Source organism: Citrobacter freundii complex sp. CFNIH9 (assembly GCF_002903305.1).
GTDB classification, from domain to species: Bacteria; Pseudomonadota; Gammaproteobacteria; order Enterobacterales; family Enterobacteriaceae; genus Citrobacter; species Citrobacter portucalensis.
Genome location: NZ_CP026238.1, coordinates 4,956,186 through 4,973,425, shown reverse-complemented (window position 1 = coordinate 4,973,425; position 17,240 = coordinate 4,956,186). Strand labels below are relative to the sequence as shown.

The window sequence follows — 17,240 nt, the reverse complement described above, 5'->3', positions numbered from 1 at the left end:
GCCGGTCACTGACCGGCTTTTTTATTTGCGGCTTTAATCGCGTCGAGCTGCGCGTCTTTCTCACTCCACAGCGTATTCAACCACAGCTGAAAGCGGCGCTTGAATGCCTTATCGTTCACGTAATCACCGTGTAACTCTTCATGGATTGGCTCCAGATTCACCCGCACGACAATCCTCGTTAGCTTACCGCTCAGCATATCGTAGAACGGTCGGCTACTGTTTTCCGGATAGCACAACGTGACATCCAGCATTTTATCGAACTGTGACCCCAGCACATTTAATGCCATCGCAATACCGGCCGCCTTGGGTGGGAGCAGGTTTTGATAAGGAGAACGGGTTTGCTCACGCTTCTCATGAGTAAACCGCGAACCTTCGACAAAATTCACAATGGTTGTCGGGTGCGCACGAAATTTCTCGCAGGAACGACGCGTCGTTTCGACATCTTTACCACGGCGTTCCGGATGGCGAAGCAGATAGCCACGTGAATAGCGTTTCATAAACGGCATATCCAGAGCCCAGCAAGCCAGGCCAATAAAGGGCACCCAGGCCAACTGCTGCTTGAGGAAATATTTATTCATCGGGATGTGCTTACGTAACAGAACGCAAAGCACAACGATATCGGCCCAGCTGTAATGATTACAAATGAGCAGATACCAGTTTTTCTTGCTAAGACCTTCCAGCCCTTCAACATCCCACTTCAGCCGTGGATTAAGGTGCAGCAGTAGCGCCAGACCTTCACACCAGCAGTACATCATGAAATTACAGAAGACAGAAACCTTGCGCCAGATGACAGGAATGGGCAAAAGGAGTTTCACAACCCCGGCAAGGATGATCGGCACAGAACAAAAAATCGTGACCAATATGGTCAATACGATACTCAGCAACAGCGTTATCGCAGCGAGTATTCTCGTCATAATTAAATTATTCAAAAGGTTAGCCATAGACAGTGCGCGAAAGAGGCGCAAGGGGCTGATTTTATCAGAAAACGAACCAAATGATGGATCTTCCCTGAATAGAAAAAAAGAGAATATCTATCCACATCAGGATATAAGCTGTAAAAATGGAATAAAATGCCGTGAGTTTATTTAACTAATTGAAAATGTTGTATAAATACAATGGAGCATTAATTGCCTTGCTATATTTAAAGAGCTGAAAATTATTTATTCACAAAGTTATCCACAGCTATCTTTGCGAGCAAAGCAGAAGATCTGCAAAAGTTTTTCGACAAATGCGGCGAAAAACTCATGTTTTCATCCTGTCTGTGGCATCCTTTACCCATAATCTGATAAACAGGCACGGACATTATGGTTCAGATCCCAGAAAACCCACTTATCCTTGTAGATGGCTCATCTTACCTGTATCGCGCATACCACGCGTTCCCACCGCTGACTAACAGCGCAGGAGAACCTACGGGCGCGATGTACGGTGTCCTCAACATGCTGCGTAGCTTGATTCTGCAATATCAACCAACCCATGCAGCGGTGGTATTCGACGCCAAGGGTAAAACCTTCCGTGATGAATTATTCGAACATTATAAGTCTCACCGCCCACCGATGCCGGACGATCTGCGTGCGCAGATTGAACCTCTGCATGCGATGGTAAAGGCGATGGGGTTGCCACTGTTGGCTGTTTCTGGCGTGGAGGCGGACGATGTTATCGGTACGCTGGCGCGGGAAGCAGAGAAGATCGGTCGCCCGGTGCTGATTAGCACCGGTGATAAAGATATGGCTCAGTTGGTGACGCCGAATATCACCCTAATCAACACCATGACCAATACGATCCTCGGCCCGGAGGAAGTGGTGAATAAGTACGGCGTCCCGCCGGAACTGATCATCGATTTCCTGGCGCTGATGGGGGATTCCTCAGATAACATTCCTGGCGTTCCAGGCGTAGGCGAAAAAACCGCTCAGGCACTACTGCAGGGGCTGGGTGGGCTGGATACCCTCTATGCCGAATCAGACAAAATAGCGGGGCTGACCTTCCGTGGTGCGAAAACCATGGCAGGCAAACTTGAGCAGAACAAAGAGGTGGCGTACCTCTCTTATCAATTGGCTACCATCAAAACGGATGTTGAGCTGGAATTGACCTGTGAGCAGCTTGAAGTGCGTCAGCCCGCTGCAGAAGAACTGCTTGGCCTGTTTAAACAGTATGAATTTAAACGTTGGGTTACCGACGTTGAAGCGGGTAAATGGCTACAGGCGAAAGGGACGAAGCCGGCGGCAAAACCGCAAGAAACTATTGTCGTCGATGAAACGCCTGAGGAGCCGGCCACGGTTCTTTCGTATGAAAACTATGTGACGATTCTGGACGAAGCGACGCTGGAAGAGTGGATCGCTAAGCTGAAAAAAGCACCAGTCTTTGCCTTCGATACTGAAACTGACAGCCTGGACAACATTTCCGCGAATCTGGTTGGCCTGTCTTTTGCCATTGAACCGGGTGTGGCGGCGTATGTTCCTGTTGCCCACGATTACCTGGATGCCCCTGACCAGATCGCGCGCGACCGCGCGCTGGAGCTGCTGAAGCCGCTGCTGGAAGATGAGAACGCGCACAAAGTCGGGCAAAACCTGAAGTACGATCGCGGCATCCTGGCGAACTATGGCATCGAGCTGCGCGGCATCACCTTTGACACCATGCTCGAATCCTACATTCTTAACAGCGTCGCTGGACGACACGATATGGACAGCCTGTCGGACCGCTGGTTGAAACATAAAACCATCACCTTTGAAGAGATCGCCGGAAAAGGCAAAAACCAGCTGACCTTTAACCAGATAGCACTGGAAGAGGCTGGTCGTTACGCTGCGGAAGACGCCGACGTTACGCTACAGCTGCATCTGAAGATGTGGCCAGAATTGCAGCAGCATAAAGGGCCGTTGAACGTCTTTGAAAATATCGATATGCCGCTGGTGCCGGTTTTGTCTCGCGTTGAGCGCAACGGTGTGAAAATCGATCCGGCTGTTCTGCACAAGCATTCAGAAGAGCTGACGCTGCGTTTGAATGAGCTGGAGCAAAAAGCGCACGAGATCGCCGGAGAAGCGTTTAACCTCTCTTCCACTAAGCAACTGCAAACTATCCTGTTTGAAAAGCAGGGTATTAAGCCGTTGAAGAAAACCCCTGGCGGCGCGCCATCAACGTCGGAAGAGGTACTGGAAGAGCTCGCGCTGGATTACCCATTGCCGAAAGTGATCCTGGAATATCGTGGTTTAGCAAAACTGAAGTCGACCTATACGGATAAGCTTCCGTTGATGATTAACAAGAAAACCGGGCGCGTGCACACCTCATACCATCAGGCGGTTACTGCCACCGGGCGCTTGTCTTCAACGGATCCAAACCTGCAAAACATCCCGGTACGTAATGATGAAGGTCGTCGTATTCGTCAGGCGTTCATTGCGCCAGAAGACTACCTGATTGTCTCTGCGGACTACTCACAGATTGAACTGCGTATCATGGCGCACCTTTCACGTGATAAAGGTCTGCTTACCGCGTTTGCCGAAGGGAAAGACATTCACCGCGCAACGGCGGCAGAAGTCTTTGGTTTACCGCTTGATTCTGTGACCAGCGAGCAACGCCGCAGCGCTAAAGCCATTAACTTCGGTTTGATCTACGGGATGAGCGCCTTTGGTTTGGCGCGCCAGTTGAATATTCCGCGCAAAGAAGCACAGAAGTACATGGATCTCTACTTTGAACGCTACCCTGGTGTGTTGGAATACATGGAACGCACCCGCGCGCAGGCGAAAGAGCAAGGCTATGTAGAAACGCTGGAAGGTCGCCGTCTCTATTTACCGGATATTAAATCCAGTAATGGTGCTCGTCGCGCTGGTGCTGAACGTGCGGCCATTAACGCCCCGATGCAGGGAACTGCTGCAGACATTATCAAACGAGCCATGATTGCCGTGGATGGATGGCTGCAAACCGAGCAACCGCGCGTGCGCATGATCATGCAGGTACACGATGAACTGGTGTTTGAAGTGCACAAAGATGATCTGGAAAGCGTCTCCAAAAAGATCCACCAACTGATGGAAAACGAGACTCAGATTGACGTGCCGTTGCTGGTGGAAGTCGGGAGTGGTGAAAACTGGGATCAGGCGCACTAAGGGTTTACTTAATAACGCTCCTTTTTCGTAACTAAGCAACATAAGAGAGAGCTTTTTGTGATGTCCATTAGAATTCCCTATGTAAGGAATGAAAAAAAATTACAAAAAGTGCTTTCTGAGCTGCTCAAAAAAGAGTAAAGTTATTCTCGTAGGGTACAGAGGTAAGATGTTCTATCTTTCAGACCTTTTACTTCACGTAATCGGATTTGGCTGAATATTTTAGCCGCCCCAGTCAGTAATGACTGGGGCGTTTTTTATTGTGCGAAAGAAAAGTTTTGCACATGCTGTAGGCCGGATAAGACGCGCAGCGGCGTCATCCGGCATATCGGTGGGTTATTCCCCTTCCTGCACCTCTTCAACCGGTGCCAGTTCACTAAACCAGCTATCCAGTTTTTGCCGCAGTTTGTCCACACCCAGTTTTTTCAGCGATGAAAATGCTTCTACCTGCACATCACCGTTAAATGCCAGTACGGCTTCACGTACCATATTCAGTTGCGCTTTGCGTGCACCGCTGGCCAGCTTATCTGCTTTAGTCAGCAGTACCAGAACCTGAACGTTGCTCTCAACTGCCCACAGGATCATCTGTTGATCGAGATCTTTTAACGGGTGACGAATATCCATCAGTACCACCAGACCTTGCAGGCTCTGACGCTTTTCCAGATATTCAGCCAGCGCGCGCTGCCATTTACGCTTCATTTCTTCTGGAACTTCGGCATAACCGTATCCTGGCAAATCGACCAGGCGTTTGCCGTCAACGACTTCAAACAGGTTGATGAGCTGAGTACGACCCGGCGTTTTAGATGTACGCGCCAGACCTTTTTGATTCGTCAGGGTATTTAGCGCACTGGATTTGCCTGCGTTGGAACGGCCAGCAAAAGCCACTTCGATACCGGTATCGGAAGGTAAGTGGCGAATATCAGGCGCACTCATTACAAAGTGCGTCTGTTGATAATTCAAGTTAGTCAAAGCAGTCCTCTCCATCAATCAGGGCTTTGCAGCGATTATACCTGAACCCCAGCAAAAGGCTGGTTTTTCGACGAGTGAGCTGTGTAAGTAAAAACCTCGCGCTTTGTGAGACATTGCCGACAGTTTCTATACGAGATGACAGAGTAAAAAATGAAAGAACTAAAATAAATCATATAGTTACATTTGGGCGCTATTCTTAAAATCAGAAATTGTTACCCAGGTTACTTGTACGTTTAAACCAAAACGGTAAAGTAGCGTCCATAGCGAGGAAGCTGAAAGGATAGACGACTCAGGATGAGGGTCAGGAGCGCCAGGAGGCGAAGACACAGGATTGTCAGGAAGACAAACGTCCGGAGACGTTAGTAAAAGGAAATGGAAACAACACGGAATGTTAGAGGCTAAGGGAAAAACAGGGTGTGTTGATAGCCAACAGGGATTGTAGAGCCCGTAAGGGTTGAGAGTCAGGAAAAAAGGCGACAGATTACTCTGTCGCCTTTTTTCTTTATTTCTGCTAGATTCCGGCGCAATTATATACTGAATAAAAACAGCCAAAGACGAATCATGATGAAACCAACTTCTACACCACGCGGTAAAGGTCCTGCAAAAGCGCGTCGTAAAACACGCGAAGAAATTAACCAGGAAGCTCGCGACCGTAAGCGCCAGAAAAAACACCGTGGTCATGCGGCAGGTAGCCGTGCGTCCGGTAGCGAAGGCGCATCTGGTGGCGGAAACCAAAATAAGCAAAAAGATCCTCGTATTGGCAGCAAAACCCCCATTCCATTGGGCGTGACCGAAAAAGTCACCAAACAGCACAAACCGAAGAGTGAGAAACCTATGCTTTCACCACAGGCTGAGTTGGATTTACTGGAAACGGATGAGCGCCTGGATGCGCTGCTGGAGCGTCTTGAAGCAGGAGAAACCCTGAGCGCGGAAGATCAGTCCTGGGTTGATGCCAAGCTGGATCGCATCGATGAGCTGATGCAAAAGCTGGGTCTTTCTTACGATGACGAGGAAGAAGAGGAAGAAGAAAAGCAGGAAGACATGATGCGCCTGCTGAAAGGCGGCAACTAACGGTTTTACACCGTGGGTCTTCCCGTCCTGCTTATAACCCTTCCGGTTATATGTTATCTGGTGTGGTTATTCGTTAAACTACAGCGGTTGTCGCGGCGACAGAAGTGGCTGCGCAACCGACTTATCACCCGTACTGGGGTTAAGTCGGTACGCCGTACCCGCCAGAGACGCCATCGGAAGGAGTGAGCATGTCAGAGCAGTTAATAGACTGGGACCTGGCCCTGATCCAGAAATATAACTATTCCGGGCCACGATATACCTCGTACCCGACCGCGCTGGAGTTTTCTGAAGACTACGGCACTGAGGCATTTCTAAAGGCCGTGGCGCGTTATCCTGAGCGTCCTCTCTCGCTGTACGTTCACATCCCATTCTGCCACAAGCTGTGTTATTTCTGCGGCTGTAACAAGGTCGTGACTCGCCAGCAGCATAAAGCCGACCAATACCTCGATGTCTTAGAACAAGAAATTATTCATCGCGCACCGCTGTTCGCCGGACGCCATGTCAGTCAGCTGCACTGGGGCGGCGGCACGCCAACGTACCTGAATAAAGCGCAAATCAGCCGTTTGATGTCGCTGCTGCGTAGCAACTTTAACTTTAACGACGACGCCGAAATTTCGATCGAAGTGGATCCGCGTGAAATTGAGCTGGATGTGCTCGATCATTTACGCGCTGAAGGTTTTAACCGCCTGAGCATGGGGGTGCAGGACTTCAATAAAGAAGTTCAGCGCCTGGTGAACCGTGAGCAGGATGAGGAATTCATCTTTGCGCTGCTGAATCATGCGCGTGAGATCGGTTTTACTTCAACGAATATCGATCTGATTTATGGTTTGCCAAAACAGACGCCAGAAAGTTTCGCCTTCACCCTGAAACGCGTTGCTGAGCTGAATCCAGATCGACTGAGTGTCTTTAACTACGCGCACCTGCCGACGCTGTTTGCCGCTCAGCGCAAAATTAAAGATGCCGACCTGCCCAGCGCGCAGCAGAAGCTGGATATCCTGCAGGAAACCATCTCTTCACTGACCGAAACTGGCTATCAGTTCATTGGCATGGATCACTTTGCCCGCCCAGATGACGAACTGGCCATTGCTCAACGCAAGGGTGTGCTGCATCGTAATTTCCAGGGTTATACCACCCAGGGTGATACCGATCTGCTGGGAATGGGCGTGTCAGCCATTAGTATGATTGGTGATAACTACGCGCAGAACCAGAAAGAGCTGAAGCGCTATTATCAGCAGGTAGACGAGCAGGGGGACGCGCTGTGGCGCGGAATTGCCCTGACCCGTGACGACTGCATTCGTCGGGATGTTATCAAGCTCCTGATCTGCAACTTCCGCCTCGACTATGCCGCTGTGGAACAGCAATGGGATCTGAACTTCGCTGACTATTTTGCCGAAGACCTGAAACTGCTGGCACCGCTGGCGAAGGATGGGCTGGTGGATGTCAATGAGAAGGGGATTCAGGTCACGCCGAAGGGCCGTCTGCTGATCCGTAATATTTGCATGTGCTTCGATGCGTATCTGCGCCAGAAAGCGCGGATGCAGCAATTCTCGCGGGTGATTTAACGCTTTTCCGGGTGGCGCTTCGCTTATCGTGCCTACGAAAATCTCAATACGTAGGTCGGGTAAGCGAAGCGCCACCCGGCGAACCCGCTAGCTGAACAGTCCAACCAGCGCTGCGCACAATACTGCGGCGACCGCAGTTTGTGGCGTATGGCTTTCGACCGCACCGCTCGACAGCAGATTAATGATTGATTCCAGCATGATGACTTCCCCCCGTTAGTCGGGCACGATCATACTTAACTCATCGGAACAGTAAAGCGCAAAATAGCAGCTATTTGCGCTCAATTATTAATCTTTACACAGTGACGATATGTCACTCCATTCCGAGTTCTTTTAGCTTACGCGTCAAGGTATTACGACCCCAACCGAGCAAGCGTGCCGCTTCCTGTTTATGCCCCTGGGTATGACGTAGCGCGGTAGTCAATAGCGTACGCTCCATCTCTGGTTGGGCCTCAGAAAGCAAGTTTTGATGACCGGAGCGTAATGCCCGATCCGCCCACTGTGCCAATAGCGTTGCCCAACTATCCGGCTGCATATGAGATGGTGCGTCTGGCACGGAGGTTTCAAACAGCTCAGTTGGTAAGTCCTGAATCAGTACTTCCTGCCCGGCGGCCATGACGGTTAACCAGCGGCAGGTGTTCTCAAGCTGACGTACGTTACCTGGCCAGGCCAGACGGGTGAGCGCAGCCTCGGTTTCCGGGTGTAATTGTTTGGCTTCCACCCCCAGTTCGCGGGCTGCCTCCTGCAGGAAATGACGCGCCAGGCGGGGGATATCTTCCCGACGTTCGCGCAGTGGCGGCAGATGTACCCGGATGACGTTCAAGCGATGGAATAAGTCCTCACGGAATTTGCCTTCCTGTACGCGCAGTTCAAGGTTTTGGTGCGTGGCGGCGATAATGCGCACATCCACTTTCACCGGTGCGTAACCACCCACGCGGTAAAACTGTCCATCGGCTAATACGCGCAATAAACGCGTTTGCACGTCCAGCGGCATATCGCCAATTTCATCGAGGAACAGCGTACCGCCATCTGCCTGTTCAAAGCGCCCCTGACGAATGGTATTCGCCCCGGTAAACGCGCCTTTCTCATGACCGAACAGTTCAGACTCGATCAAATCTTTCGGGATAGCCGCCATGTTCAGCGCAATAAACGGCGCTTTGACGCGCGGGCTATGACGGTGCAACGCATGGGCGACCAGCTCTTTACCGGTTCCTGACTCCCCATTAATCAATACGCTGATTGAAGACCGGGACAGGCGACCAATAATGCGAAAGACGTCCTGCATTGCTGGCGCTTCGCCGATGATGTCGGTTGTGGGGCCGTTAATCTGAACATTGCGCGGCTGCTGCTGTTCCTGATAATGACTGATGGCGCGCTCGACCAGCGCCACCGCTTCATCAATATCAAAAGGTTTGGGCAGATAATCAAACGCCCCTTGCTGATAGGCGCTGACGGCGGCATCCAGATCGGAGTGCGCGGTCATTATGATGACCGGAAGCATCGGATGCCGCTGTTTAATCTGTTTTAACAGCGTCAGGCCGTCCATACCCGGCATGCGGATATCCGACAACAGCACGTCCGGCGTTTTGCTGGCCAGCGCGTCCAGTACCTCTTTACCACTTTCAAATGTGGTACAGCTTAGCCCTGCCCCTGCGAGCGCACGTTCAAGCACCCAACGGATGGAACTATCGTCATCAACGACCCAGACTATTCCTCGTTGCATAAACGTCACCTTATTTCCTGATAGGCAGGTAAACCGAGAACTCGGTATGACCCGGCCAACTGGTAAATTCAATTTTGCCGGAATGTTGATCAATCAAATTACGGGCGATAGATAATCCAAGGCCGGTACCGCCTTCGCGACCGCTAACCATTGGGTAGAACAGCGTATCCTGCAAATGCGAGGGAATACCTGGACCGTTATCCTCTACATCAATTCGTGCCGCCAGACGGTAACGCATGCCGTGTAGCGTGAGCTGAAACGCGGTGCGGGTGCGCAGAATGATCTCGCCGCCTTCCGGTCCCAGCGCCTGCAAAGCATTGCGTACGATGTTCAGCAAAACCTGCTCGATCTGGTCCGGGTCGTGCAGTAATTCGGGCAGACTTGGGTCGTAATCCCGGATTAGCGTGACGTTTTCCGGCAGCTCCATCGAGACCAGCGCCACCACGCGTTCCGCCACTTTGTGAATACTTTCCGTGATGTGCATGCCGGGCTGTTGTGGCCCCAGCAGACGGTCGACCAGATTACGCAGGCGGTCCGCCTGTTCAATAATGACTTTGGTATATTCGGTCAGCGCCGGGTCCGGAAGCGCTTTACTGAGAAGTTGCGCCGCACCGCGTAATCCGCCCAGCGGGTTTTTAATTTCATGTGCCAGACCACGCACCAGATCGCGGGCAGCAATCTGCTGGGCGTGCTGGAGCTGTTCCTGACTCAGACGGCGCTGATTATCCATAGGGGCCATCTCCAGCAAGATAAGGCCATCAGGCAGCCTCTGAGCGGTCACAGAGAGGATATGTGAGTGGCTGTCTATCACCAGCGTCACTTCGTTATCCGTAAAGCCCTGGCCTGCTTCCAGGCTCTCTCGCATCAGTCCGATGTTTAAGGAGAAATAACTCAACAGATCGGGAAGCGGTGTACCAAACAGTTTGCGGGAGCTTTGGGCGAGCAACTGCTGTGCCGCCGGGTTGGCGTAATGTACAGCCAGCTCATCGTCGACGAGTAAGATGCTGTTGATTAAAGAATTTAGGATCTGCCCAGCATCGGGCAGCGTGCCGGTTGCCATTCAGCAGTCTCCTGAAAAGTGTTGCACCAATTTAGTGCATTATAGCTTTTTACATCAAAAAAGCGCGAAAAAGCAGGTTGTTAGTGGAGAAAAAAGCCCATCCAGAGATGGGCTACAGATGACTGGCAAACATAGATGCCGGATGGCGGCTTTGCCTTATCCGGCCTACAAGGTAATGTTACCCTCCAGGCCTGATAAGTTTGCGCCATCAGGCGTCCTATCATTCACCATCGATCTCAAGCCTGCCTGAGCAGGCTAAAAGTTCCACGGCAACTCAAACGATTAAACGCTGTAGTACAGCTCAAACTCTACCGGGTGCGGAGTCATACGCACGCGGTCATCTTCTTCGCGACGCAGCGCAATGTACGCATCGATCGCTTCATTGGTGAACACGCCGCCTGCGGTCAGGAACTCGCGGTCCAGATCCAGTTCTTTCAGTGCTTCTTCCAGAGAACCAGCAACCTGTGGGATCTCTTTTGCTTCTTCCGGCGGCAGGTCGTACAGGTTTTTGTCCATTGCTTCGCCCGGGTGGATCTTGTTCTTAATACCGTCAAGACCAGCCATCAGCAGCGCTGCGAAGCACAGGTATGGGTTAGCAGCCGGGTCCGGGAAACGCACTTCGATACGACGCGCTTTCGGAGAAGCAACTACCGGGATACGGATAGACGCAGAACGGTTACGGGCAGAGTAAGCCAGCATTACCGGTGCTTCGTAACCCGGGACCAGACGCTTGTAGGAGTTGGTGGTCGGGTTAGCCAGGGCGTTGATCGCTTTAGCGTGTTTGATTACGCCACCGATGTAGTACAGCGCCTGCTCAGACAGACCCGCATATTTGTCACCGGAGAACAGGTTTACGCCGTTCTTGGACAGGGACATGTGGCAGTGCATGCCGGAACCGTTATCGCCAAACATTGGTTTTGGCATAAAGGTCGCGGTTTTACCGAAACGGTGAGCGACGTTGTGAACGACATATTTGTAGATCTGAATTTCGTCCGCTTTTTTGGTCATGGTGTTAAAGCGGGTCGCGATTTCGTTCTGACCGGCAGTCGCCACTTCGTGGTGATGCGCTTCAACAACCAGGCCCATTTCTTCCATGATCAGACACATGGTAGAACGGATATCCTGAGAAGAATCTACCGGAGGAACCGGGAAGTAACCGCCTTTCACGCCTGGACGGTGACCTTTGTTACCACCTTCGTATTTGGTGGAGGAGTTCCATGCGCCTTCGATGTCATCGATAGCCACGTGGGAACCGGAAATAGTTGCGCCGAAACGGATGTCGTCAAACAGGAAGAATTCTGGCTCTGGTCCGAACAGAACGGTGTCTGCGATGCCGGTAGAACGCAGATACTCTTCAGCACGTTTAGCGATGGAGCGCGGGTCACGGTCGTAGCCCTGCAGCGTACCTGGTTCCAGGATATCGCAACGGATGATCAGGGTAGACTCTTCAAAGAACGGGTCGATGAGAGCAGTAGACGCATCTGGCATCAGAACCATGTCTGATTCGTTAATGCCTTTCCAGCCACCGATTGAGGAGCCGTCAAACATTTTGCCTTCTTCAAAGAATTCGGCATTTACCTGATGAGCAGGAATAGTGACGTGCTGTTCTTTACCTTTGGTATCAGTGAAGCGTAAATCAACAAACTTCACTTCGTGTTCGTTCAGCATCGTCAAAACGTGTTCAGCGGACATACTTACTCTCCCGGATTGGTCATTGTCGTCGTGGTAACGAAGTCTTCAATTCTGCAAAAATTGGCCGTGTCGCCATAAAAAATATAAAGCGAAATCTGTGCCAACTTTTAAATTGCCCCTAAAAGGCGTTATCATGCGCACCATCGTGCAAAGGGGCTGCACCATGAAGGTTGTATTGCACCATTATAGTGCTTTAATGTGAACATTAAGCACCATATTGGTGCAAAGCATGTCAGATTACCCCTTTTAACGCTCCGTGAATGTGATCACAAAGAAACTCTGCAATACTTGTTTGCGGAGGATGTTTGTGATCCTGTTTTGTACTGCGATTAATCCGTGTACAATAACGCGCTATTTCTAAAATGCCTGAGGCAAAGTTGTGATCGAAAATTTGCGTAACATCGCCATCATCGCGCACGTAGACCATGGTAAAACGACCCTGGTAGACAAGCTGCTCCAACAATCCGGTACGTTCGATGCACGTGCTGAAACCCAAGAGCGCGTGATGGACTCCAACGATTTGGAGAAAGAGCGTGGGATTACCATCCTCGCTAAAAACACCGCTATCAAATGGAATGACTACCGTATCAACATCGTTGATACCCCGGGGCACGCCGACTTCGGTGGTGAAGTTGAACGTGTAATGTCCATGGTCGACTCTGTGCTGCTGGTGGTGGATGCAATGGACGGTCCGATGCCGCAGACGCGCTTCGTGACCAAAAAAGCCTTTGCCCATGGCCTGAAGCCAATTGTTGTTATCAACAAAGTTGACCGTCCTGGCGCGCGTCCTGACTGGGTTGTTGATCAGGTATTTGACCTGTTCGTTAACCTCGACGCTACCGACGAGCAGCTGGACTTCCCGATCGTTTACGCTTCTGCGCTGAACGGTATCGCGGGTCTGGATCACGAAGACATGGCTGAAGACATGACTCCGCTGTATCAGACTATCGTTGATCGTGTACCGGCTCCGAGCGTAGATCTTGATGGCCCGCTGCAGATGCAAATCTCTCAGCTGGACTACAACAACTACGTTGGCGTAATCGGTATCGGCCGCATCAAACGCGGTAAAGTTAAACCGAACCAGCAGATCACTATCATTGATAGCGAAGGCAAAACCCGTAACGGTAAAGTCGGTAAAGTTCTGACTCATCTGGGTCTGGAACGTATCGAGAGTGATATTGCTGAAGCAGGCGATATCATCGCGATCACCGGTCTGGGCGAACTGAACATCTCCGACACCATCTGCGATCCGCAGAATGTTGAAGCGCTGCCAGCTCTGTCCGTTGATGAACCGACCGTTACCATGTTCTTCTGCGTAAACACCTCTCCGTTCTGCGGTAAAGAAGGTAAATATGTTACCTCTCGTCAGATCCTTGACCGCCTGAACAAAGAGCTGGTGCACAACGTTGCGCTGCGCGTTGAAGAAACCGAAGATGCGGATGCGTTCCGTGTATCCGGTCGTGGTGAGCTGCACCTATCTGTTCTGATCGAAAACATGCGTCGTGAAGGTTTCGAAATGGCGGTTTCCCGTCCGAAAGTAATCTTCCGCGAAATCGATGGCCGTAAACAAGAGCCGTTCGAAAACGTAACGCTGGACGTTGAAGAGCAGCATCAGGGTTCTGTGATGCAAGCTCTGGGTGAGCGTAAAGGCGACCTGAAAAACATGAATCCAGATGGCAAAGGCCGCGTACGTCTTGACTACGTGATCCCAAGCCGTGGTCTGATCGGCTTCCGTTCAGAATTCATGACCATGACTTCCGGTACCGGTCTGCTGTACTCCACCTTCAGCCACTACGACGACGTTCGTGCGGGTGATGTGGGTCAGCGTCAGAACGGCGTACTGATCTCCAACGGCCAGGGTAAAGCAGTTGCGTTCGCACTGTTCAGCCTGCAGGACCGCGGTAAGCTGTTCCTGGGTCACGGTGCTGAAGTTTACGAAGGCCAGATCATCGGTATTCACAGCCGCTCTAACGACCTGACTGTAAACTGCCTGACCGGTAAGAAACTGACCAACATGCGTGCGTCTGGTACTGACGAAGCAACGGTTCTGGTTCCGCCGGTTAAGATGACTCTGGAGCAGGCTCTGGAATTCATCGATGACGACGAACTGGTAGAAGTAACACCAACCTCTATCCGTATCCGTAAGCGTCACCTTACTGAAAACGATCGTCGCCGTGCAATGCGTGGCGCGAAAGAAGAGTAATTAACGCTCTTTTTCAGGTAAGCACAAAAAAGCCGCTGATTATCAGCGGCTTTTTTTATCTAAAAGATCAGGTCGTTTCCTGCTCTGCAATGACTAGCTCAATATTTTCTAAATCAAGCAATTGCTTGAATGAATTTGGTGGCTGGGAATCGGTAAAAAATGCCCGAATTTTACGCATATTACCGATGGATACAGCGGCTGAGGCGGTAAACTTAGTATGATCAGCAACTAACAGCGTATTACGTGCATGCTTAATCATCGTTTTGGCGACAAGCGCTTCGTTAACGTCAAATTCCAATAGTGTGCCGTCTTCCTCGATGGCACCAATACTGGTAATCAAATAGTCGGCTCTAAATCCTTCAATAAAGTTCACTGCTCCTGGGCCAACAATACCGCCATTATGAGCACGTAACGTTCCACCGGGCACCATAACCTCAAGATCTTGATTCTTATATAAGATCTGCGCAACACGAAGACTGTTAGTAATGATGCGAAGATCCCGACGGTTCAGCAAAGCTCGTGCGACGGCTTCCACCGTTGTACCAATGGTAATAAATACCGTACAGCGTTCAGGAAGATAATCAGCAACCGCTTCCGCTATCGCTTCTTTTTCCTGGGTAAGGGACAACTCTCGCTGTTCAAAGGCGGTATTCATGACGCTGGATACACGTCCGGCTCCACCATGATGTCTGGTGATCAAGCCCTGTTCGCTTAACTTACGAATATCCCGGCGCACGGTTTGCGTGGACACGTCCAGCAATTGTGCGAGCTCTTCGATATTCATATAGCCGCGTTCTGTAATGTAATGAACAAGTTGATCGTGTCGCGGATTACCGGTGACTTCAATGATGCTCATGAATACTCCTGGACTTCTTCCCCGTAATTGTTGGCTATTTTACGCATAAAGTGACAAAAATGATTCGGTTTGCGCACGATTAGGAATTCCGGCTCGTCCGCCCGCCTGAGTGCATTTCATCGCCGCCACCGCACTTGCGAAGCGAATCGCCTGGTCAGTCGGCATTTGCTCTGCAAGAGCTGCTGCCATTGCACCATGGAAAACATCGCCTGCACCGGTTGTATCCACAACATTGACAGAAAATGCAGTCTGTTGACACATATGACCATTTTCGATCCATAGTGACCCTTCGCCGCCAAGCGTAACGTACACTTTACCATTGGTTTGCTCAGCGGCCAGTTTAAGTGCCTGTTGTGCATCATCTTGCCCGGTCATTCTCTTCAGACCTGGAGTTGAAAAAACGGCATGATCGGCAAGCGCCACCAATGGGGTTATATCTTGTGGTGTCATATCGGCATCCAACAGCGTTGGAACTCCGGCGGCACGTGCCAGTTCGAAGGATTTCAACGTCCCTTCATGCCAACGTACATCGGCCAGAACGATGTCATAACGGGAAAAATCAATCGACTCCAGCCACCTTGCATCCGTATCGAGATCCGGGCTTGGATAGTTCACGATAATGCGTTCGCCATGCTGGTCGACCAAAATTGCGGACTGGGATGAACGGGAGTTCGGGTATTGCCGGCAGAACGCCGTATTGACCCCCCAGCTCTGAAGCTCGTTAAGCAAGGTATTCCCACAACTGTCATCGCCTACACGGCCTATAAAATCAACGTCAATACCAAGCCGGGCAATGGCGACAGCTGCTGTTGCCGCCGGGCCGCCACCTGTCTCCAGATATTGATTTGACTGATATTTTCCCCCGCCATCGGGCAGGTTGTTCAGAGAATAAATACGGTCCTGAACGGTGATTCCAACACATGCAATTCTGGTCATATTTGGTTAGTCCTGTGTGATCTTGTCTTCTTTTGTTCATTTTAATGACATAAATGATCAAATTAGTGACGCGTGTCTTGTTTTTAGTCATAAATTACAAATATGCTCAAAAACAGACGAAAACGAGTTTTTAATTGTAATTATTTTGTCAACCTGACACAGGAGAGCATTCATGACAACCGTTGCATTTTTGGGCTTGGGCCAGATGGGCAGCCCAATGGCTAATAATCTGTTGCAAAAGGGACATGCTTTGCGTGTGTTCGACGTAAACCAACAGGCAGTCAATGAATTAGTACAAAAAGGTGCGACTGCTGCTCAAACACCCGCTGAAGCCGCTAAAGGTGCCGAATTCATAATCACTATGCTGCCAAATGGCGACATCGTTCGGCAAGTTCTGCTGGGTAAAGATGGCGTCAGCGAAGGCCTGTCCCCCAATGCCCTGGTTATTGACATGTCCACGATTCATCCATTGCAGACCGATGAGTTGATTCATGAGATGAAAGAGAAAGGCATCAGCATGATGGATGCTCCTGTGGGCAGGACGTCAGTTAACGCGATTGACGGCACGCTGCTGATTCTTGCTGGCGGAACGCCTGAACAGGTTGAACGTGCTCGCCCTGTGCTGATGTGTATGGGGAATGAGCTGGTGGAAGCAGGCGGTCCCGGTATGGGGATCCGCGTAAAGCTCATCAATAACTATATGAGTATTGCGCTGAACGCCTTGTCAGCGGAAGCCGCTGTTCTTTGCGAATCATTGGGTTTGAGCCTTGATGTGGCCATTAAGGTCATGAGCGGTACTGCCGCAGGCAAGGGGCACTTTACGACAACCTGGCCTGGCAAGGTACTTAAAGGAGACCTTTCTCCGGCATTCATGGTGGACCTCGCGTTGAAAGACCTGCGTATTGCCGTCGATGTCGCTAGTCAGACCGGTGCGCCGCTCAATATGGGCATTGCAGCAGAAACCTATTACACCCGTGCCAGCGAGAACGGTCGAGGCCGTCAGGACTGGAGTGCGCTGTTATCTCAGGTTCGTCAGCAGGCTGGCCGACCAGATTCACTCTAAATTTTAAACAGTTACAGGAG

15 protein-coding genes and 1 pseudogene are annotated in these 17,240 nt (G+C 50.9%); 8 read left to right on the top strand and 8 right to left on the bottom strand.

Annotated features, from left to right (window positions below; translation table 11 throughout):
* Positions 1-5 precede the first annotated feature (5 nt).
* Positions 6-860 (bottom strand): acyltransferase, encoded by an 855-nt coding sequence (locus C2U43_RS25055; protein ID WP_233899652.1) that lies wholly within the window; start codon positions 858-860, stop codon positions 6-8.
* On the opposite strand from C2U43_RS25055, the gene C2U43_RS29890 reads away from it, so the two are divergent.
* The 3 genes from C2U43_RS29890 (at position 754) to C2U43_RS30260 (ending at position 4,305) form a co-directional block, all read left to right on the top strand.
* Positions 754-1,089: a hypothetical protein gene (locus tag C2U43_RS29890; RefSeq protein ID WP_233899654.1), complete on the top strand. Its 336-nt coding sequence runs from the start codon at positions 754-756 to the stop codon at positions 1,087-1,089. The genes C2U43_RS25055 and C2U43_RS29890 overlap by 107 nt on opposite strands.
* 215 nt (positions 1,090-1,304) lie before the next feature.
* Complete coding sequence (gene polA, locus C2U43_RS25050; protein ID WP_057066644.1) at positions 1,305-4,091, top strand: DNA polymerase I; 2,787 nt, start codon at positions 1,305-1,307, stop codon at positions 4,089-4,091.
* A gap of 166 nt (positions 4,092-4,257) precedes the next feature.
* Entirely contained in the window at positions 4,258-4,305 is a 48-nt protein-coding gene (locus C2U43_RS30260; RefSeq protein ID WP_071892919.1) for a spot 42 RNA, inhibition of DNA synthesis, read from the top strand.
* A gap of 119 nt (positions 4,306-4,424) precedes the next feature.
* On the opposite strand, the gene yihA is transcribed toward C2U43_RS30260, so the two are convergent.
* Complete coding sequence (gene yihA / locus C2U43_RS25045; protein WP_008786982.1) at positions 4,425-5,057, bottom strand: ribosome biogenesis GTP-binding protein YihA/YsxC; 633 nt, start codon at positions 5,055-5,057, stop codon at positions 4,425-4,427.
* 209 nt (positions 5,058-5,266) lie between these two features.
* On the opposite strand from yihA, the pseudogene C2U43_RS29885 reads away from it, so the two are divergent.
* The 3 genes and pseudogenes from C2U43_RS29885 to hemN all read left to right on the top strand — a co-directional run bounded on the left by C2U43_RS29885 (position 5,267) and on the right by hemN (position 7,690).
* Positions 5,267-5,452: pseudogene (locus C2U43_RS29885) on the top strand (hypothetical protein).
* Positions 5,453-5,621: 169 nt separating this feature from the next.
* A complete protein-coding gene (yihI, locus tag C2U43_RS25040) occupies positions 5,622-6,128 on the top strand; it encodes a Der GTPase-activating protein YihI (protein WP_249424195.1) in 507 nt (168 codons plus the stop codon).
* A gap of 188 nt (positions 6,129-6,316) precedes the next feature.
* Complete coding sequence (gene hemN, locus C2U43_RS25035; protein ID WP_103285941.1) at positions 6,317-7,690, top strand: oxygen-independent coproporphyrinogen III oxidase; 1,374 nt, start codon at positions 6,317-6,319, stop codon at positions 7,688-7,690.
* A gap of 87 nt (positions 7,691-7,777) precedes the next feature.
* Here hemN and C2U43_RS25030 read toward each other — a convergent pair whose 3' ends face one another.
* From C2U43_RS25030 to glnA, 4 genes are all read right to left on the bottom strand, one after another.
* Positions 7,778-7,888 carry a YshB family small membrane protein gene (locus C2U43_RS25030; RefSeq protein WP_020996121.1) on the bottom strand — a complete coding sequence of 37 codons (111 nt, stop codon included), beginning with the start codon at positions 7,886-7,888 and terminating at the stop codon, positions 7,778-7,780.
* A gap of 112 nt (positions 7,889-8,000) precedes the next feature.
* On the bottom strand, positions 8,001-9,410 hold the full coding sequence (glnG, locus tag C2U43_RS25025; protein WP_003825317.1) for a nitrogen regulation protein NR(I): 1,410 nt from the start codon (positions 9,408-9,410) through the stop codon (positions 8,001-8,003).
* 10 nt (positions 9,411-9,420) lie between these two features.
* The gene (gene glnL / locus C2U43_RS25020) at positions 9,421-10,470 is read right to left on the bottom strand and encodes a nitrogen regulation protein NR(II) (RefSeq protein ID WP_008786986.1); all 1,050 of its coding nucleotides are present in this window, start codon (positions 10,468-10,470) and stop codon (positions 9,421-9,423) included.
* Between the two features lie 282 nt (positions 10,471-10,752).
* Positions 10,753-12,162 carry a glutamate--ammonia ligase gene (gene glnA / locus C2U43_RS25015; protein WP_008786987.1) on the bottom strand — a complete coding sequence of 470 codons (1,410 nt, stop codon included), beginning with the start codon at positions 12,160-12,162 and terminating at the stop codon, positions 10,753-10,755.
* A 379-nt stretch (positions 12,163-12,541) separates the two neighbouring features.
* On the opposite strand from glnA, the gene typA reads away from it, so the two are divergent.
* On the top strand, positions 12,542-14,365 hold the full coding sequence (gene typA, locus C2U43_RS25005; protein ID WP_008786988.1) for a ribosome-dependent GTPase TypA: 1,824 nt from the start codon (positions 12,542-12,544) through the stop codon (positions 14,363-14,365).
* 67 nt (positions 14,366-14,432) lie between these two features.
* Here typA and C2U43_RS25000 read toward each other — a convergent pair whose 3' ends face one another.
* On the bottom strand, positions 14,433-15,221 hold the full coding sequence (locus C2U43_RS25000; RefSeq protein ID WP_008786989.1) for a DeoR/GlpR family DNA-binding transcription regulator: 789 nt from the start codon (positions 15,219-15,221) through the stop codon (positions 14,433-14,435).
* A gap of 39 nt (positions 15,222-15,260) precedes the next feature.
* Positions 15,261-16,157: a sugar kinase gene (locus C2U43_RS24995; protein WP_008786990.1), complete on the bottom strand. Its 897-nt coding sequence runs from the start codon at positions 16,155-16,157 to the stop codon at positions 15,261-15,263.
* Between the two features lie 172 nt (positions 16,158-16,329).
* Between C2U43_RS24995 and yihU the strand changes: the two genes are divergently transcribed.
* Entirely contained in the window at positions 16,330-17,220 is an 891-nt protein-coding gene (gene yihU / locus C2U43_RS24990) for a sulfolactaldehyde 3-reductase (protein ID WP_008786991.1), read from the top strand.
* Positions 17,221-17,240: the final 20 nt, after the last annotated feature.